15 protein-coding genes are annotated in these 14,971 nt (G+C 67.8%); 6 read left to right on the top strand and 9 right to left on the bottom strand.

Annotation, left to right across the window (positions count from 1 at the left end; genetic code table 11):
* Both AC1DZ6_RS07020 and AC1DZ6_RS07015 read right to left on the bottom strand, forming a co-directional pair.
* Nucleotides 1-555 (bottom strand): serine acetyltransferase domain-containing protein (locus tag AC1DZ6_RS07020; RefSeq protein WP_477096479.1); only part of this gene is annotated, 555 nt, incomplete at its 3' end.
* Between the two features lie 110 nt (nt 556-665).
* Nucleotides 666-1,289, bottom strand: a complete 624-nt coding sequence (locus tag AC1DZ6_RS07015; protein ID WP_477096478.1) for an NUDIX domain-containing protein — start codon at nt 1,287-1,289, stop codon at nt 666-668.
* A 136-nt stretch (nt 1,290-1,425) separates the two neighbouring features.
* Here AC1DZ6_RS07015 and AC1DZ6_RS07010 point away from each other — a divergent pair, with 136 nt between their 5' ends.
* Together AC1DZ6_RS07010 and AC1DZ6_RS07005 are read left to right on the top strand one after the other, a co-directional pair.
* The gene (locus AC1DZ6_RS07010; RefSeq protein ID WP_477096477.1) at nt 1,426-2,043 is read left to right on the top strand and encodes a nitroreductase family protein; all 618 of its coding nucleotides are present in this window, start codon (nt 1,426-1,428) and stop codon (nt 2,041-2,043) included.
* Nucleotides 2,044-2,382: 339 nt separating this feature from the next.
* Nucleotides 2,383-5,253, top strand: a complete 2,871-nt coding sequence (locus AC1DZ6_RS07005; RefSeq protein ID WP_477096476.1) for a Plug domain-containing protein — start codon at nt 2,383-2,385, stop codon at nt 5,251-5,253.
* A gap of 64 nt (nt 5,254-5,317) precedes the next feature.
* On the opposite strand, the gene queF is transcribed toward AC1DZ6_RS07005, so the two are convergent.
* Nucleotides 5,318-5,773 (bottom strand): preQ(1) synthase, encoded by a 456-nt coding sequence (queF, locus tag AC1DZ6_RS07000; RefSeq protein WP_029907399.1) that lies wholly within the window; start codon nt 5,771-5,773, stop codon nt 5,318-5,320.
* Between the two features lie 91 nt (nt 5,774-5,864).
* Between queF and AC1DZ6_RS06995 the strand changes: the two genes are divergently transcribed.
* Together AC1DZ6_RS06995 and AC1DZ6_RS06990 are read left to right on the top strand one after the other, a co-directional pair.
* Nucleotides 5,865-6,668: an SDR family NAD(P)-dependent oxidoreductase gene (locus AC1DZ6_RS06995; protein WP_477096475.1), complete on the top strand. Its 804-nt coding sequence runs from the start codon at nt 5,865-5,867 to the stop codon at nt 6,666-6,668.
* 254 nt (nt 6,669-6,922) lie between these two features.
* Nucleotides 6,923-7,636, top strand: coding sequence for a TorF family putative porin (locus AC1DZ6_RS06990; protein ID WP_477096474.1), 714 nt, complete (start codon nt 6,923-6,925; stop codon nt 7,634-7,636).
* Nucleotides 7,637-7,704: 68 nt separating this feature from the next.
* Here AC1DZ6_RS06990 and AC1DZ6_RS06985 read toward each other — a convergent pair whose 3' ends face one another.
* The 3 genes from AC1DZ6_RS06985 to AC1DZ6_RS06975 form a co-directional block, all read right to left on the bottom strand.
* Nucleotides 7,705-8,952 (bottom strand): MFS transporter, encoded by a 1,248-nt coding sequence (locus AC1DZ6_RS06985; protein ID WP_477096473.1) that lies wholly within the window; start codon nt 8,950-8,952, stop codon nt 7,705-7,707.
* Between the two features lie 201 nt (nt 8,953-9,153).
* Nucleotides 9,154-11,553: a TonB-dependent siderophore receptor gene (locus AC1DZ6_RS06980; protein WP_477096472.1), complete on the bottom strand. Its 2,400-nt coding sequence runs from the start codon at nt 11,551-11,553 to the stop codon at nt 9,154-9,156.
* 136 nt (nt 11,554-11,689) lie between these two features.
* Entirely contained in the window at nt 11,690-12,433 is a 744-nt protein-coding gene (locus AC1DZ6_RS06975; RefSeq protein WP_477096471.1) for a GntR family transcriptional regulator, read from the bottom strand.
* Between the two features lie 246 nt (nt 12,434-12,679).
* Between AC1DZ6_RS06975 and AC1DZ6_RS06970 the strand changes: the two genes are divergently transcribed.
* Nucleotides 12,680-13,072: a pyridoxamine 5'-phosphate oxidase family protein gene (locus tag AC1DZ6_RS06970; RefSeq protein ID WP_477096470.1), complete on the top strand. Its 393-nt coding sequence runs from the start codon at nt 12,680-12,682 to the stop codon at nt 13,070-13,072.
* Here the strand turns inward: AC1DZ6_RS06970 and AC1DZ6_RS06965 are convergent.
* Complete coding sequence (locus AC1DZ6_RS06965; RefSeq protein ID WP_477096469.1) at nt 13,069-13,893, bottom strand: MetQ/NlpA family ABC transporter substrate-binding protein; 825 nt, start codon at nt 13,891-13,893, stop codon at nt 13,069-13,071. The two genes, AC1DZ6_RS06970 and AC1DZ6_RS06965, sit on opposite strands and share 4 nt — an antisense overlap.
* 148 nt (nt 13,894-14,041) lie before the next feature.
* Here AC1DZ6_RS06965 and AC1DZ6_RS06960 point away from each other — a divergent pair, with 148 nt between their 5' ends.
* A complete protein-coding gene (locus tag AC1DZ6_RS06960; RefSeq protein ID WP_477031911.1) occupies nt 14,042-14,290 on the top strand; it encodes a hypothetical protein in 249 nt (82 codons plus the stop codon).
* Nucleotides 14,291-14,293: 3 nt separating this feature from the next.
* Here AC1DZ6_RS06960 and AC1DZ6_RS06955 read toward each other — a convergent pair whose 3' ends face one another.
* Together AC1DZ6_RS06955 and AC1DZ6_RS06950 are read right to left on the bottom strand one after the other, a co-directional pair.
* Nucleotides 14,294-14,659, bottom strand: coding sequence for a hypothetical protein (locus AC1DZ6_RS06955; RefSeq protein WP_477096468.1), 366 nt, complete (start codon nt 14,657-14,659; stop codon nt 14,294-14,296).
* A gap of 9 nt (nt 14,660-14,668) precedes the next feature.
* The coding region (locus AC1DZ6_RS06950; protein WP_477096467.1) for an ABC transporter permease subunit at nt 14,669-14,971 on the bottom strand (303 nt) is incomplete at its 5' end.

Below are 14,971 nucleotides of genomic sequence, written 5' to 3'. Positions count from 1 at the left end.
GTGCAGCATCGAGACGTCGTCGCCGACCACCGCGGTCTCGCCGATGACGATGCCAGTGCCGTGGTCGATGAACACGCCCTTGCCAATGCGGGCGGCCGGATTGATGTCGACCTGGAAGACTTCGCTGGCCCGGCTCTGCAGGTAGAAGGCCAGGGTCTCGCGGCCCTGGGCCCACAGCCAGTGCGACACGCGATGGGTCTGCAAGGCCAGGAAGCCCTTGAAGAACAGGAACGGCTGGACGTAGCCCTTGGTGGCCGGGTCGCGCTCGAACACCGCCATCAGGTCGGCTTCCGCGGCGGCGACCAGCGACGGATCGCTCTCGAAGGCGTCGGCGGCGAATTCCCGGGCGGTCATGGCCCGCATTTCCTGGTCGCCCAGCTTGCGCGCCAGCTGGAACGTCAGGGCGTCRGCCAAATTGTCATGGCTGAGGATCACGGCGTTGAGCAGCGAGGCCAGGGCCGGCTCGGCCTTGGCGGCGTGTTCGGCCTGATTGCGCAGCGCGGCCCAGACGGGCGGCGTTTTTTCCTGCGTTACGACCTCTAGATGCTTGGCCACCGGGATCTCCCTCGCCCACGCCTCAATAGAGCATCTTTTTGAGAAATGCTCCAGACGCCCTCGGTTTCAACGGCTGGCGCGCGAAACCGTTCGCGCACTTAAGACCGTCGTCAGGCCAAAACAAGCCTGGCCAGATCGGCCGGGAGTTCGCCCTTCACCGCCATATGGTGCACGCGAAGCAGTAAAGCCACCGTCAAGGAGTCCGGCATGTGACCCGAAACCGCCGCGTCGAGGGCCTCGCCGAACGGCACGCGGGCCATCGCCAGGTCCTCGGTCTCGTCCGGCGCGGTGGTCGTGGGCGTCAGGTCCAGGGCCAGATAGCCGTGGCAGAACTCGTCGGTGATCGAGTTGGACAACTCCATCGTCAGGATCAGCCGCCAGTCCGCGGCCTCCAGCCCCACCTCCTCGGCCAGTTCGCGCTTGGCGCCGTCCAGCGGCGCCTCGTCCAGCGGCGCGCCGCCTTCGGGGATCTCCCAACTGTAATTGGCGTGGGGAAAGCGGTTCTGGCCCACCAGGGTCACCGTGCCGTCGGCGTGCAGCGGCACGATCCCGATCGCCCGGTTCTTGAACGCCACCTTGCCATAGAGGGCGGGCCGACCCGTGGGCGCGATCGCCTGGTGCTCGGTCAGGGTGATCCAGGGATTGTCGTAGACGACCGTTTCGCTGGTCACCGACCACGGCGTCCCGTGCGGTTTGAGCCATTCTGGCTTAGGGGGGCCGGGTTTATCGGTCATGCGAACAGCTCGCGGCTTGTGGCGGCCGAGGCCCGGCCATAGGTGTGCTGGCTCTAGAGCATTTTCGAGCGAAGTGGATTCCGGTTCGCGTGAAGAAGATGCGCCAAACAAAAATGCGTGCTTCTTGGAGGTCGTCTTGACCGGTTCCGTTCCCCCTGCCCCCGAATTTGGCGAAGTGCTGCCGATCGAGCCGTCGCAGGCGGTGCTGGACTTCCTGGCCAGGCGGCGCTCGGCCTCGGCCATGAGCCTGGCCGCTCCGGGTCCGGACGACGCCGAGCTGACCGACCTGCTGCGCCTGGCCGCGCGGGTGCCCGACCACGGCAAGCTGGCGCCCTGGCGGTTCGTGATCCTGCGGGGCGCGGCCAAGGACGCCTTCGCTGAACAGATCACCGCCCTGGCCGACAGCCAGGCCAATCCGGTCAAGGCCAACGCCGCCCTGCGCAAGCTGACCCGGCCGCCGGTCGCCGTGGCCGTGATCTCGCGCTACATCCCCGGCGAAATCCCCGAATGGGAGCAGCGCCAGAGCGCCTCGGCCGTCTGCCAGCAGATGCTGCTGGCCGCCGCTGCCATGGGCTGGGGCGCCAACTGGATCACCGACTGGTATTCCTACGACCCTCGCGCCCAGGCCATCCTGGGCTTGGCCGAAGGCGAGCTGGTGGCCGGCTTCCTCTATCTGGGGACCTCGACCGAGGCTCCGCAGGAGCGCCCCCGGCCCGACGTGGCGGCGATCACCACGCAATGGTCCGCCGGCTGAGAAACGCGCCGCCAAGCCTTGGCCGCCCTGTTGCCTTTCAGCATCGGTCCGCCGTCTTCATCGCGGCGCGTTACACTCGAAATGACGCTTCGCGCCATAGAATGGCCACCTGGCTAGTCTCTACTCCCAAGGCGTGGGACTAGTGAGCGTAAGCTTCGTCGTGCATCATCCACGACATTTTATGTAACAGTTCTGCATCAAATCGACCTTAAGTAACGGTAACTTGTCATCTTGCCTTGGGTTGCCTAAGGCCAAGCTCGACGATGTCTGCGTACTTACACGCCGACCAAAACTTTACGGCCGACGGGGTTCATGACGCTTTCTCTTCTGGTTCTTGGCTTGTCCGCCGCGTTGGACGGCGCGCCCGAGGCCGCGCCGGCGCAGCAGCAACCGACGGCGCAGGTCCAGCAGGCGCCGCAGCAGGCTGCTGGGCCCGCCGGAGCCAGTGGGGCGGAAGCCGACGCCTACGCCGCCGAGGTCGAGGCCGTCGAGGTCGTGGCCGGCAAGCCGCGCGGCTCGGTCGAAGGCGACATCAAGCCGGATCTGACGCTCAACGCCGCCCAGATCCGCGCCTACAGCGCCGGCAGCATCTCGGAGCTGATGGCTTTCCTCGAGCCGCAGCTGCGCACCAGTTCCAGCCGGGGCGACGGACAGCCGGTGGTGCTGATCAACGGCCGCCGCACCTCGGGCTTCCAGGAAGTCCGCGACATCCCGCCCGAGGCCATCGAGCGCATGGACATCATGCCCGAGGCCGTCTCCCTGACCTATGGCTACCGCGCCGACCAGCGCGTGGTGAACTTCGTCCTGCGCCGACGCTTCCGCGCCGTGACCAACGAGGCGGGCCTGAAGGGCGCGACGGCGGGCGGGCGCACCAGTGAAGACCTGCAGAGCACCCTGTTCCGCGTTCAGGGCGATCAGCGCTGGCTGTTCAACGGCAAGATCACGCACGACTCGACCCTGTTCGAGACCGAGCGGGACATCACGCGGGCGCAGCTGAGCCAGCCCTATGACCTGACCGGCAACGTCGTCGGCGTGAACGGCGGGGAAATCGATCCGGCCCTGAGCGCCATCGTCGGGTCGCCCGTCCGGTACGCGCCCGTCCCCGCCTCGGCGGCGCTCGGCGCGCCGACCCTGGCCGACTTCGCCGCCGGCGCCGGCGTTCCCGCCAGCGACGACCTGACCGCCTGGCGCAGCCTGGCGCCGAACAACACCACCGCCAGCCTGAGCGGCGCGGTGACCCGCCCGCTTGGCAAGGCGTCCATGGTCACGATCAGCGGGGGCTTCGACGACACCAGCTCGCTCAGCTATCTGGGCCTGCCCGGCGTCCGAGGCCTGCCCACCACCGTGGGCGGCCCCGATGTTCGCCTGGTTGTGCCGACCGGCAACCCGTTCTCGCCGTTCACCAAGGACGTCGCGGTCTATCGCTTCGCCGACGACTACGTCTCGATGACCCGCAAGACCGACACCCAGAAGGCCACGGTGACGGCGGCGGCCAACGGGCGGATCAAGGAGTGGCGCTGGAGCGCCACCGGCGGCTACGTCTATTCGACCAGCGAGACCACCACCGGGCGCGGCCTGGACGCCACCGCCTTCATCCAGGGCGTCGCCGCCGGCAACCCGGCGCTCAACCCGTTCGGCAACATTCCGTCGGAGCTGATGGTCCGGGTCTCGCCCGACACCGCCCATTCGACCTCGAACACCGCCAACGGCGAGGTCGTCCTGGTCGGTACGCTGCTGCGCGCCCCGGCCGGCAACGTCTCGACCACCTTCAAGGCCGGCGCCGACACGCAGAACCAGGATTCCCGCAGCACCCGCCAGGGCGTGCCGATCGACCGGGACATTTCGCGCACCAGCGGCAACCTGCAGGCCAGCATCAACGTGCCGCTGACCAGCCGGTCCAAGGACGTGCTGCCGTTCCTCGGCGATCTGTCGGTCAACTTCAACGGCCAGTACGAAGAGGTGTCGGAGTTCGGCGGCCTGACGACCCTGGGCGCCGGCGCCAACTGGACGCCGATCGATCCGGTCAGCTTCAATTTCAGCTACAGCGACGACCAGGGCGCCCCCAGCGCCTCGCAGTTGAACGACCCGATCCTGTCGACGCCGAACGTCTCGATCTTCGACTTCAAGAACAATCGGACCGTGCTGGCCACCCGCATCGAAGGCGGCAACCCGAACCTGCTGTCCGACAGCCGGCAGGTGCTGAGGCTGGGCGTCAACATCAAGCCCCTGCCCAGGGACGCCAAGACCAACCTGCAGATCAACGCCAACTACACGGTCACGCGGGTCGACGATTCGACCAACAGCTTCCCGGCCATCACCGCCGACATCGAGCAGGCCTTCCCCGACCGGATCCGCCGCGACGCCGACGGCAATCTGATCTCGGTCGACTCCCGGCCGGTGAACTACGCCAAAACCCAGCAGGAACAGATCCGCTGGGGCTTCAACCTGTCGCGGCCGTTCGGCCAGCCGCGCCCCGGCGGTTCCCCCTTCCCAGGCGGCGGCGGCGGTCCGCCTCCCGGTGGCGGTGGTGGCGGTGGTGGAGGCAATGACGGCCCCGGCGGCGGTCCCGGCGCAGGCGGCGGCGGCGGCGGCGGCGGCGGCGGTGGTTTCCGTGGCGGTGGAGGCGGCGGCGGCGGCTTCCGCGGTCCGCGCCCTGGTCAGGGCCAGTTCCAGGTCTCGCTCTATCACACCTGGAAACTGAAGGACGAGATCACCATCCGCGACGGCCTGCCGATCATCGACCGCCTGAACGGCGGTTCGGGCGCCAGTCCCGAGCACGAGGTGCAGGTCCAGGCCGGCGTGTCCAAGAGCGGTCTGGGCGCGTTCCTGAACGGCAGCTGGCGCAGCGGCTATCGCCTCAACGGCACGACGGCGGAGAAGGATTTGTTCTTCGGCGACCTGGCGACGGTCAGCCTGAACCTGACCGCCGACCTGTCGTCGCGCCCCGATCTGCTGCGGGCCCATCCGTGGCTGCGCGGGGCGCGCGTGCAGCTTCAGGCCCAGAACCTGTTCGACACCCGCCAGGACGTGCACGACGGTCTGGGCCTCACGCCCCAGGCCTATCAGCCGGACTATCGCGACCCGATCGGCCGGACGGTGCGGATCAGCTTCCGCAAGCTGATCGGCCCGGCCAGGCCCGTGCAGCCGCCGAGCCGGCGCCCGCCCGCGGTTCCGACCCCGCCGCCCGTATCGGCTCAGCCGCCGCGCTAGGCGCAAAGAAAAAGGGGCGCGTCCAGCCGGACGCGCCCCTCGTCATTTCAGCGCTCGAAGGTGATCAGCCCCGGCCGCGATAGGGCGCGACGCCCTGGTCGGGCACCCACAGACCTTCGGGCGCCGGGCCGGTCTGCCAGAACACGTCGATGGGGATGCCGCCGCGCGGATACCAGTAGCCGCCGATGCGCAGCCAGCGCGGCTGGGCGATCTCGACGATCTTGCGGCCGATCTTGACCGTGCAGTCCTCGTGGAACGAGCCGTGATTGCGGAAGCTGGTCAGATACAGCTTCAGCGACTTGCTCTCGATCAGCCAGTCGCCGGGCGCATAGTCGATCACCAGGTGCGCGAAGTCGGGCTGGCCGGTCACCGGGCATAGCGAAGTGAATTCGGGCGCCACGAAGCGGGCCAGATAGGTCACATCGCTCTGCGGGTTGGGCACGCGCTCGAGAACGGCCTGGTCGGGGCTGGCGGCGGGCTCGACCACCTGGCCCAGTTGGGTCACATGAAGTTCGGTCATGGGCGGTCATCTAGGCCCGGCGCCCCGGCGAGACAAGCGCGCGCGGCGTCGCTATCGTCGCACCAAACAAGTGTTGGGACAGGAAACGACAATGAGCGGACGCGATTTCGACGGCTTCACGGTGGTGGTCACCGGCGCCTCCACGGGCCTGGGCCGGGCCATGGCGGTCGAGACCGCGCGGCGCGGCGCCGGCCTGGTGGTCGTCAACTTCGCCAGCAGCGCCCAGGAAGCCGAGGAGACCGCGCGGCTGATCGCGGCGGAAGGCTCCAAGGCCGTGCTGGTCCAGGGCGACGTGGCCCAGGACGCCGACTGCCGCCGGATCGTCCAGGCGGCCGCCGCCTCGGGGCGGATCGACGCGCTGTTCAACAATGCCGGGACCACCAAGTTCGCCCCGAATCACGCCGATCTCGACGCGGTCGACGCCGACGACTTTCTGCGGCTCTACGCGGTCAACGTGGTCGGGGCCTTCCAGATGGTCCGCGCCGCCCGCAGCCTGCTCGAGGCCGCGCCGCAGCCCGGCGCCGTGGTCAACACCGCCTCGATCGCCGGGGTGGTCGGCAACGGTTCCTCGGTGCCCTACGCCGCCTCCAAGGGCGCCCTGACGACCATGACCCTGTCGCTGGCCAGAGCGCTGGCGCCGCGCATTCGGGTCAACGCCGTCTGCCCCGGTTTCATCGACACCCCGTGGTTCGGCAAGGCCATGGACGCCGAGCGTGTTGATCGTTTGCGCGCGGGAGCGGCCGCGGCCACGCCGCTCAAAGTCGCCTCGACCGCAGAGGACATCGCCGGGTCCGCCGTGTTCCTGGCCTCGCCCGCCTCGCGGCACATCACCGGCGAAACGCTGTTGGTAGACGCCGGACTGCACTTGGGCGGGGCGAGTCTAGCGATGCGCTAAAGCCTCAGGTAAAGCCGAAACAAACCTTAATCGGACACTGTGGCGCCCAACGTCACTTCTGAAGCAAAATCGTCACACTTCGCCCAAACTTTGTGCCCGGGGCGCCGTTTGTGCTGGTGATTTAACCACCGCGATTGCAACTAGGGCTAAGCCGACAACTATTCCTGTTGTGCCCAAACACGCTTGCAGGCGTCGCTGGACGGCGAAGGCTCCAAGCCCTTCGGTCGGCAAAACGAAATAAGGGGATAGAACACATGAAGTTTCTGAAACTGGCGCTGGTCGCCGCTGCTGCTTCGGTCGCCATGAGCGGYGCTGCGATGGCTGAAGAGCTGAAGCTCTCGTACAATGTCGGCGTCGCCAGCGATTACATCTTCCGCGGCGTGAGCAACACCAACACCAAGGGCCAAGTCTTCGGCGGCGTCGACGCCACCTACGGCATCGGCTACGCGGGCGTCTGGGCTTCGAACGTCGACTTCGGCACGCCGAACCCCGACGTCGAAATCGACGTCTACGCCGGCGTGAAGCCGACCGTCGGCCCGGTCGCTCTGGACCTCGGCGTCATCTACTACGGCTACAGCAAGGACAAGAACGGCCTGCCGGGTCAGTTCGGCTACATCGAAGTCAAGGCCGCCGCCTCGACCGCGGTCGGCCCGGGCACCCTCGGCGCCGCTCTGTACTACTCGCCGGAATTCCCGGGCGAGGGCGGCGAAGCCCTGTACGGTGAAGTCAACGCTTCGGCCCCGATCGGCGAGAAGCTGACCCTGAGCGGCGCCCTGGGCCGTCAGGAAGTCGACACCGCCGGCTACTACGCCGGCCTGAGCGACGGCTACACCACCTACAACATCGGCATCTCGGCCGCGATCACCGACCACCTGACCGCTGACCTGCGCTACTCGGACACGAGCCAGCACAAGTTCGGCAACATCTTCGGTGAAGCCCTGACCGCCTCGCTGAAGGCCTCGTTCTAAGCTTTAGAACGGCCTGACGAACCAGCCGCCCCGACTTGCGTCGGGGCGGCTTTTTCGTGCGCGCTCGGCTAGGCGGCGGACTTCGGCGTGGGCGGCCGCATGAACAGCGCCGCCAGGAACACCACCGCCGTCAGGACCGCGAACAGCTGGAAGGCCGGGGTGAAAGACCCGACCCGGTCGCGGATCGCGCCGCCGATGAACGGCCCCGCCGCCGACACCGCCCCGATCAGGCAGGTCAGGGAGAACAGCTCGACATTGTTGCGACGGCCGAAATAATTCAGCAGCAACAGGCTGACCGCCAGCACCGTCAGGCCGAATCCGACGCCGACGCCGACGGCGTACAGCGTCAGCAGCCAGGGCGTCGTGGCGCGTGACAAGGCCAGCAGCCCAATCACCAGCAGGCCCTGGGCGAAGATCAGCAGCCAGCGCGGATCGACCCGGTCGCCGATCGCTCCGCCGCTCAGGCGCGCGAACACCTGCATGCCGCCCTCCAGGCTGAGCATGCCCGCCGCCACCGCGCCGGCCACGCCCAGTTGGGTCAGGTGGGCCTGGGTCAGGCTGGCGGCGCTGATCCCGGCCAGCAGGTGGCTGAAATAGGCGGCCAGCAGCACATAGAACTGCGGCGTGCGGACCGCGTCGCGGACGCTCCATTCGTGGTCGGTGTGATAGACGTGGCTGGGCGTCTTGCCCGCCTTGGCCTCGGCGTCCAGCTCCCGATCCAGCGCGGCGCCGGCCTGCTCCAGCCAGCGCGGTCCGCCGACGGCGACGGCGCAGGCCAGGCCGACAAGGCCCACCACGACCGCCTGCAGCGCCCAGTAGAGCCGCCAGTCGTTGTGGGTCGCGCCCAGGGCCGTCACCACCATCCAGGGCCCGGCCACCCCGCCCAGGGCGCCGAAGGTGAAGTAGATCCCGAACGGCAACGCCCGCTCCTTGAAGATCGCCGACAGCACGTGGGTGCCGGGGATCAGGGCCGCCATCTGAAAGCCGATCCCGCACAGGGCCGTGCCCACGAAGTAGATCGGCAGGGCGTGGACCCGCGACAGGCAGGCCAGGCCGCCGGCCATCACCGCCACGCCGATCAGGATCGCGCCGCGCACGCCGATCCGGCGGATCAGCAGGGCCGGCAGCCAGGACGACAGGCCGGTGAACACGCCCAGGATCGTGAAGCCCAGGAAGGCATGCTCCCAGCTCCAGCCCAGTTCCGGAACCATGGCCGGGATCACCACGCCCAGCGACGAATAGGTCGCCGCCGTGATCAGGAACAGCAGCAGGCTGAAGACGGCGACGAGGAGCCAAGGGCGGAAGGAAGCGGTCATTGCGATCTCTTGAACCCTCTCCCAGAGGGAGAGGGAGGGGCCCATCGCGAAGCGATGGGAGGGTGAGGGGTTTGGACGTTCGACGCTTTCACACGGATCATCGGGGCAAAACGGTCAGGGTGTAACCCCTCTCCCTCCCACGCCTACGGCGAGGGTCCCTCCCTCTCCCTCTGGGAGAGGGTTTCGGGCCGCGTCGTTCACCTAGAAGCTCCGCTTCAGCGTCACCCGCCACTCTCGGCCACGCCCCGGCAAAGCCCCCAGATTGGCGTAGGTGTCGGCGTCCGGAGTGAAATAGAGCTTGTCGAACAGGTTATCGATGTTGAGCTCGGCGGTGTACGGCCCCCGCGCGATGTAGGCCGAGGCGTTGACCACCGCGTAGGCGGGATAGGTCACCGCGTCCTGCACCGTGCCGGAGGTCTTGGTCACGTGCGTCACGCCCAGGGTCGCTCCGGCCGATCCCCAGTCGTGCGTGTCGCTGGTGTAGGCGCCGTACAGGCTGACCACCGACTTGGGGATCAGGGTGTAGTCGTAGTCGCCGCCGCGCCCGGGCAGGCCGCTGAAGGCCCAGACGACATAGCTGCCGCCATAGGCCTGGGCGCCCGGCACGCCCGCCGTATAGGCCGGGATGTACTGGAACGACTGGTCCGGCCCCTTCACCGTGGTGTGCTGGGCGTTGCCGACGGCGGTGAAGCTCAGATGCTTCGAGGCCAGCCAGCGGACTTCCAACTCCACGCCCTTGGCCCGGCTGCCCTGCACCACCGGCGTCAGGCCCGACAGCTGGGTGCGGTTCTGGCGATAGGCGGCCAGCGAGCCGACCAGCGTGCCGCGCAGCAGCTGGAACTTCACCCCCGCCTCGGCCAGGTCGCTGTCCGACAGCCAGGAGCCGTCGGCGATCATCCCGGGAGCGATGTCGCCGGCCTGGCTGACCTCCAGGGCCGAGGCCTTGGCGTAGCTGATATAGGGCATCAGGCCGACCGGGGTCTGGTAGGTGAGGCTGGCGCTGTAGGTCCCCTTCCCTCGATCGCGTGTCTGGCGCCCCGAGACGGTGAACGGCAGAAAGCCCGTGTCCTCGGCGGCCACGTCGTACCAATCATAGCGGCCGCCCAGGGTCAGGGTCAGGCGCTGGCCAAACTTGACGTCGCTGGTGAAGAAGACGCCCGTCTGGCTCCAGGTGCTGCGGTTGTCGTTCTCCCATTCCAGGCCCTGCACGCCGGCCGGTTCGGCGCTGAACGGGCTGTCGATGATGTCGTTGGGTTGGGCCCCGACCGAGATGTCGCGGCGGTCGATGGCGATCATGCCGCTGTTGAAACTCTCGCGCCGTCGGCCGTCGAATTCTCGGTAGCCGGCCCCGACGATCGTATGCGTGCTGACCGGCCCGAAATCGCGGGCGAAGGCGTAGCTGGCCCGCGCCTCCCAGACCGAACTGTCGAACCAGGCCGGGTAGCCGTACGAGACGAAGCGCTTGTTCTCCTGGTCGTCGTAGAACAGCTGCAGTTTCAGCACGCTGTCGTCGCCGAAGCTTCTGGTCAGGTCGAAATAGAGGGTGTTGGTCCAGGTCTTGGAGAAGTCGGCGGCGCTGACATAGACGGTGCGCGGGTCGAGCTTGGTGGTTCCCACCCCGCTTTCCAGCGTGTGATTGGCGTCGGTGGCGGGCGCGCCGAAGTACGGAATGTAGAGCGCGCTGCCGAACGGGTAGAAGCCCACCTCGCCCGGGGTGATGCGGCCGTTGTGGTCGGCGTCGATCAGGCTGGTGTCGCGGCCGGTGATGTAGGTCTGGTGGTCGATCAGGTCCTGGGTCAGGCGGTTCCAGCCCGGCGTCTGGATGTCGCCGGTCGAGTGATAGACCATGCCGCCGAAAGCCGTGCTCCAGCCGTTGTTGAGGTCGACGTCGGCGGAGATCTCAGCCAGCTGCCGCTTGGGGTGCAGGCCCCGGTAGAAGCTTTTGGAGTCGTCCAGCTCGCCATAGGCGTAGACCCCGCCGTCGGCCGATCCCAGCTTGACGGGCAGCGCGACCTGGCCGGTGAGGTTTTTCTTGTCATAGGCCCCGAGCGTGGCGGTGATCTCGCCCCTGGGATCGGTCAGGAACCGGCCCTCGTCGCGGGCCGACTTGGGGATGAAGTTCAGCATGCCGCCGACCTTGCCCGCGCCGTAGATCGGGGTTGGCGGGCCGCGCACGATCTCGATCTGGGCCGCCCCGCCGATGGGGGTGGAGTAGGTGCCGCGGTTCTCGACCCGCTTGAAGCCCCGGAAGTAGTTTTCGGCCAGGGTGCCGCGGATATTGAGCGCGCCCGGCACGCCGTAGAAGCTGGCGGTGTAGGTCCCCGGCGACACGGCGGTCAGCCCGTCGATCGTCTCGATGCCGTAGCGGGTCAGGGTGGTGTCGCTGACGAAGCTGGCCGAGCGCGGGGTCTCCAGCAGCGACTTCTCCAGGCCGAAGACCGTGGTGCTGGGCTGCTTCTCCAGCAGGCCGGCCTTGTCGCGGGCGAGGACGATCACGGCATCGACGGCGTCCGCCTGCGTCGTATCCTGGGCAAAGGCGCCGCTCGACGCGAAGACGCCGACGGCCATGGCGGAAGCGAGCAGGCAGGCGCGGATCGACATCGCAACGGCTCCAGGTCCGCCGGGAGAGCGACGGTGGAGCTAGCAAATGGGATGTTACGCAACGTTCGTCAAAACGTTATGTAACATTTCAGAAGAAATTATATTGCGGCGCCTATAGGTGGACTGAAAACGGCCCCTAGCCTTCCAGCATCGGCCGGGTCGCCTCTGGCATGATGTTCAGCACGCGCATCATCGCCAGCCTGGCGCCCTCGACGTCGCCGGTGGCGATCACGTCGGCCACCGCGCGGTGTTGCTCGACGTCGGCGATCAGCTCGGCCTGGGTGGCCGCGCCGAACGAGAACACCCAGTAGCGGGCGGCCTTGTGCTGCAGGGGGATCAGGATGCGGGCCAGGGCCATGTTGCCGCCCGCGCGGGCCACGGCGGCGTGGAAGCGTTGGTCCATGGCCACCAGGGCCGGCAGGTCGCGCGCCCGGGCGGCGTCCTCGCCTCCGTCGAAAGCCGCGCGGATGGCCTCGGCCTCGGCCTTGCTGGCATGCTTGGCGGCCAGGCCCGCGCAGTGCGGCTCGATCAGGGCCCGGGCCTCATAGCCCTGGCGCAGTTCGACGAGGTCCAGGGGCGCGACGGTGGTGCCCGAACGGGCCCTGCGGATCACCAGGCCMTCAAGGGCCAGGCGGCCCAGCGCGTCGCGAACCCCGGCCAGGCCGGCGTCGTAGCGGGCCGCCAGCGACTGCTCGTCCAGCCGCGCGCCCGGCGCCAGGCGGCCCAGGATCAGGTCCAACAGGATCCGCTCGTAGACCTTGGCCTTCTGCAGATCGGGCGACCAGTCCTCCAGTCCCGAGGACGAGCAGACGTCCAGCACCAGCATCCGGTCGCGTCCGCCCGCGGTTTGGCCGCCGGCCGCAGCGTCGTCAGGGGCCATGAACTGTCGCAAGGCGGCGCTCCAGAAAGCAGGTGAGGTCTGATATGTACGGTGAAATGTCAGCCCCCGCTAGGCGCGCGATCCACTTAAGGCGGCAGCGGGTCTAATCGCGAGCCGGAAACCGCCTTTCGTGCTAGGCTTGCTCAGTGAGCACGCCCTGACGCCGCGCATTCGCTCTTCGCCGACACTTCGCTGCCGGGCACGGCTTTCGCTCCGCGAGCCTTCGGTCAACTGGAAGGGACAGCCATGGCTGCCCGAAAGCCGCTTCATCCCGACGCCACCTCGAACCTCACCGCCGAGGTTCTGGGGGAGCGCACGCTCCAGATCCTTGCCGAGAACCGGGTCATGGCCGTGGCCACCCTGCGCCCCGACGGCTGGCCGCAGGTGACCATGGTCGGTTACGCGCACGACGGCCTGGTCCTGTATTTCGCGGTCCGTCGCGACAGCCAGAAGCTGGCCCATCGCGCTGATGAAGGCCCTGCCGGTGGTCATCTCGCTGATCGATCCCGCAAACGGCCAGGACCATCCGCTGCTGCTGCGCGTGGACCGGAGCGGCGCCCTGAAGCCGGAAACCGCCACGGGTTAGGCACGCATTTTCTTCACGCGAACCGGAATCCACTTCGCTCGAAAATGCTCTAGAACGCCGGCACCACCGCGCCGTGGTACTTCTGCTCGATGAACGCCTTCACCTCGGGCGAGGTCAGGGCCTTGGCCAGTTTCTGGACGCGGGGGTCGTCCTTGTTGTCCGGCCGGCCGACCAGGTAGTTCACATAGGGGCTGTTCTTGTCCTCGATCAGCAGGGCGTCCTTGGACGGGTCCAGCTTGGCGTCGAGGGCGTAGTTGGTGTTGATCACCGCCAGGTCGACCTGGTCCAGCGTACGCGGCAGGGTCGCGCCTTCCAGTTCCTTGAACTTCAGGCCCTTGGGGTTGCCGGTGATGTCCTTGAGGCTCAGCGACTTCTTGGTCGTGTCCAGAACGATGACATTACCCCGCGCCAGTAGGCGCAGGGCCCGGTCCTCGGTGCTGGCGTCGTTGGGGATCGCCACGGTCGCGCCCTGCGGCAGGTCGGCGACCGTCTTGAAGCGATGCGAATAGGCCCCGATCGGCTCGATGTGAACACCGACCACCGGCACCAGGGTGGTGCCCTTGTCGACATTGAAGGTCTCCAGGTACGGCAGGGTCTGGAAGTAGTTCACATCGAGGCGCTTCTCGGCGACCTGGACGTTGGGCTGGACGTAGTCGTTGAAGACCTTGATCTCGATCTTCAGCCCCTGCGCCGCCAGCTTAGGCTTGATGAACTCCAGCACCTCGGCGTGCGGAATGGCCGTGGCGGCGACCGTCAGGGTGTCGCCGGCGCTCGGCGCGGGCTTTTGCCCGCAGGCGGCCATTCCCAAGACGAGGGGCGCGAGGACGGCGAGGCTGACGAGAACGGCGCGGCGGGCGACCATGAACGGCTCCATTAAGGCGACTGGACGGGTAGGGTATTGCCCGCTTCTGGGTGTCTGGCGAAATCAGTTTTCCTGATCCGGGCTCCAGAGTCTTGAGCCAAGTTGGGGATCATTCGCCTCCCGTCTTGACCCAGACCTCGAACAGGTCGCCTGGAGAGGGATGGCCAGAGAAACCGTCTACATCGTCCAAGCCTACAAGGCCGGCCGCGGCAAGGGCTTGAAGGCCGAGCAGCAGGTCGGCTGCAAGGACGCCGAGGAAGCCCGCCGCAAGGCCGAGCGCCTCGCCCCGATCCGCGAAGGCGTGGTGGCCTTCGCGGCCTCGGCCGACGTCGAGCTGGGCGACTACGACGAGAACCCGCAGATCATCTTCAAGGCCGGCCGGCTGCCGTTCCCGTTCGACCAGGCCTAGGGCCTATTCCTCGTCGTTCGCCGGCTCTTCCGGCCCGGCGATGGTCCAGCTCGACAGGAAGTCCGGGTTCTTCACCGTCTCCCCATCCGTCAGCGGATAGAGGCCCGGATCGGCCGCGACGATGTTCGAGGTCTGGGGCGGCAGGGTGGTGGTGTCGCCGTCTTGGGGACCCAGCAGGTCAAGCAGGATCCCCTCCTCCGCGTCGGCGGTGATCACCACGCCGTGGAAGGCCTCGCGCCCCTCCAGTTCGCCGTCGGCGTCGAGGAGGGTCAGGTTCACCAGCATGATCTTGCCGACCATGCTTTGGGCGAAGCTTTCGTCCCAGTGCTCGGGCGGCGGGGCGGAGAGGATGGGGATGTCGTCGGTCATGGGGTCGTTCTAGCGGTGCGAAACGCGGCGCACCACCGTGTCGCCGATCATCTGCAGCGCCTGAACCAGCACCAACAGCAGCACCACGGTCACCACCATCACGTCGGTCTGGAAGCGCTGGTAGCCGAAGCGGATGGCCAGGTCGCCCAGCCCGCCCGCGCCGACTACGCCGGCCATGGCGGTGTAGGAGACCAGGGCGATGGCCGTGACGGTCGCCGCGGCGATCAGACCCGGCATGGCTTCCGGCAGCAGCGCGCCCAGCACCACCTGCCGCCGCTTGGCGCCCATGGCGAAGCTGGCCTCGATCACGCC

The sequence above is a fragment of the Caulobacter sp. P1_B12_2 genome, from assembly GCF_056406675.1.
This window is presented reverse-complemented; position numbering and strand designations above follow the sequence as displayed.

Coding starts and splice junctions, on each gene's coding strand:
- AC1DZ6_RS07015 (WP_477096478.1), bottom strand. CDS start 1,289: ATGACCGATAAACCCGGCCCCCCTAAGCCAGAATGGCTCAAACCGCAC.
- AC1DZ6_RS06980 (WP_477096472.1), bottom strand. CDS start 11,553: ATGTCGATCCGCGCCTGCCTGCTCGCTTCCGCCATGGCCGTCGGCGTC.
- queF (WP_029907399.1), bottom strand. CDS start 5,773: ATGACCGAACTTCATGTGACCCAACTGGGCCAGGTGGTCGAGCCCGCC.
- AC1DZ6_RS06985 (WP_477096473.1), bottom strand. CDS start 8,952: ATGACCGCTTCCTTCCGCCCTTGGCTCCTCGTCGCCGTCTTCAGCCTG.
- AC1DZ6_RS06965 (WP_477096469.1), bottom strand. CDS start 13,893: ATGGAGCCGTTCATGGTCGCCCGCCGCGCCGTTCTCGTCAGCCTCGCC.
- AC1DZ6_RS06955 (WP_477096468.1), bottom strand. CDS start 14,659: ATGACCGACGACATCCCCATCCTCTCCGCCCCGCCGCCCGAGCACTGG.
- AC1DZ6_RS06970 (WP_477096470.1), top strand. CDS start 12,680: ATGGCTGCCCGAAAGCCGCTTCATCCCGACGCCACCTCGAACCTCACC.
- AC1DZ6_RS06995 (WP_477096475.1), top strand. CDS start 5,865: ATGAGCGGACGCGATTTCGACGGCTTCACGGTGGTGGTCACCGGCGCC.
- AC1DZ6_RS06960 (WP_477031911.1), top strand. CDS start 14,042: ATGGCCAGAGAAACCGTCTACATCGTCCAAGCCTACAAGGCCGGCCGC.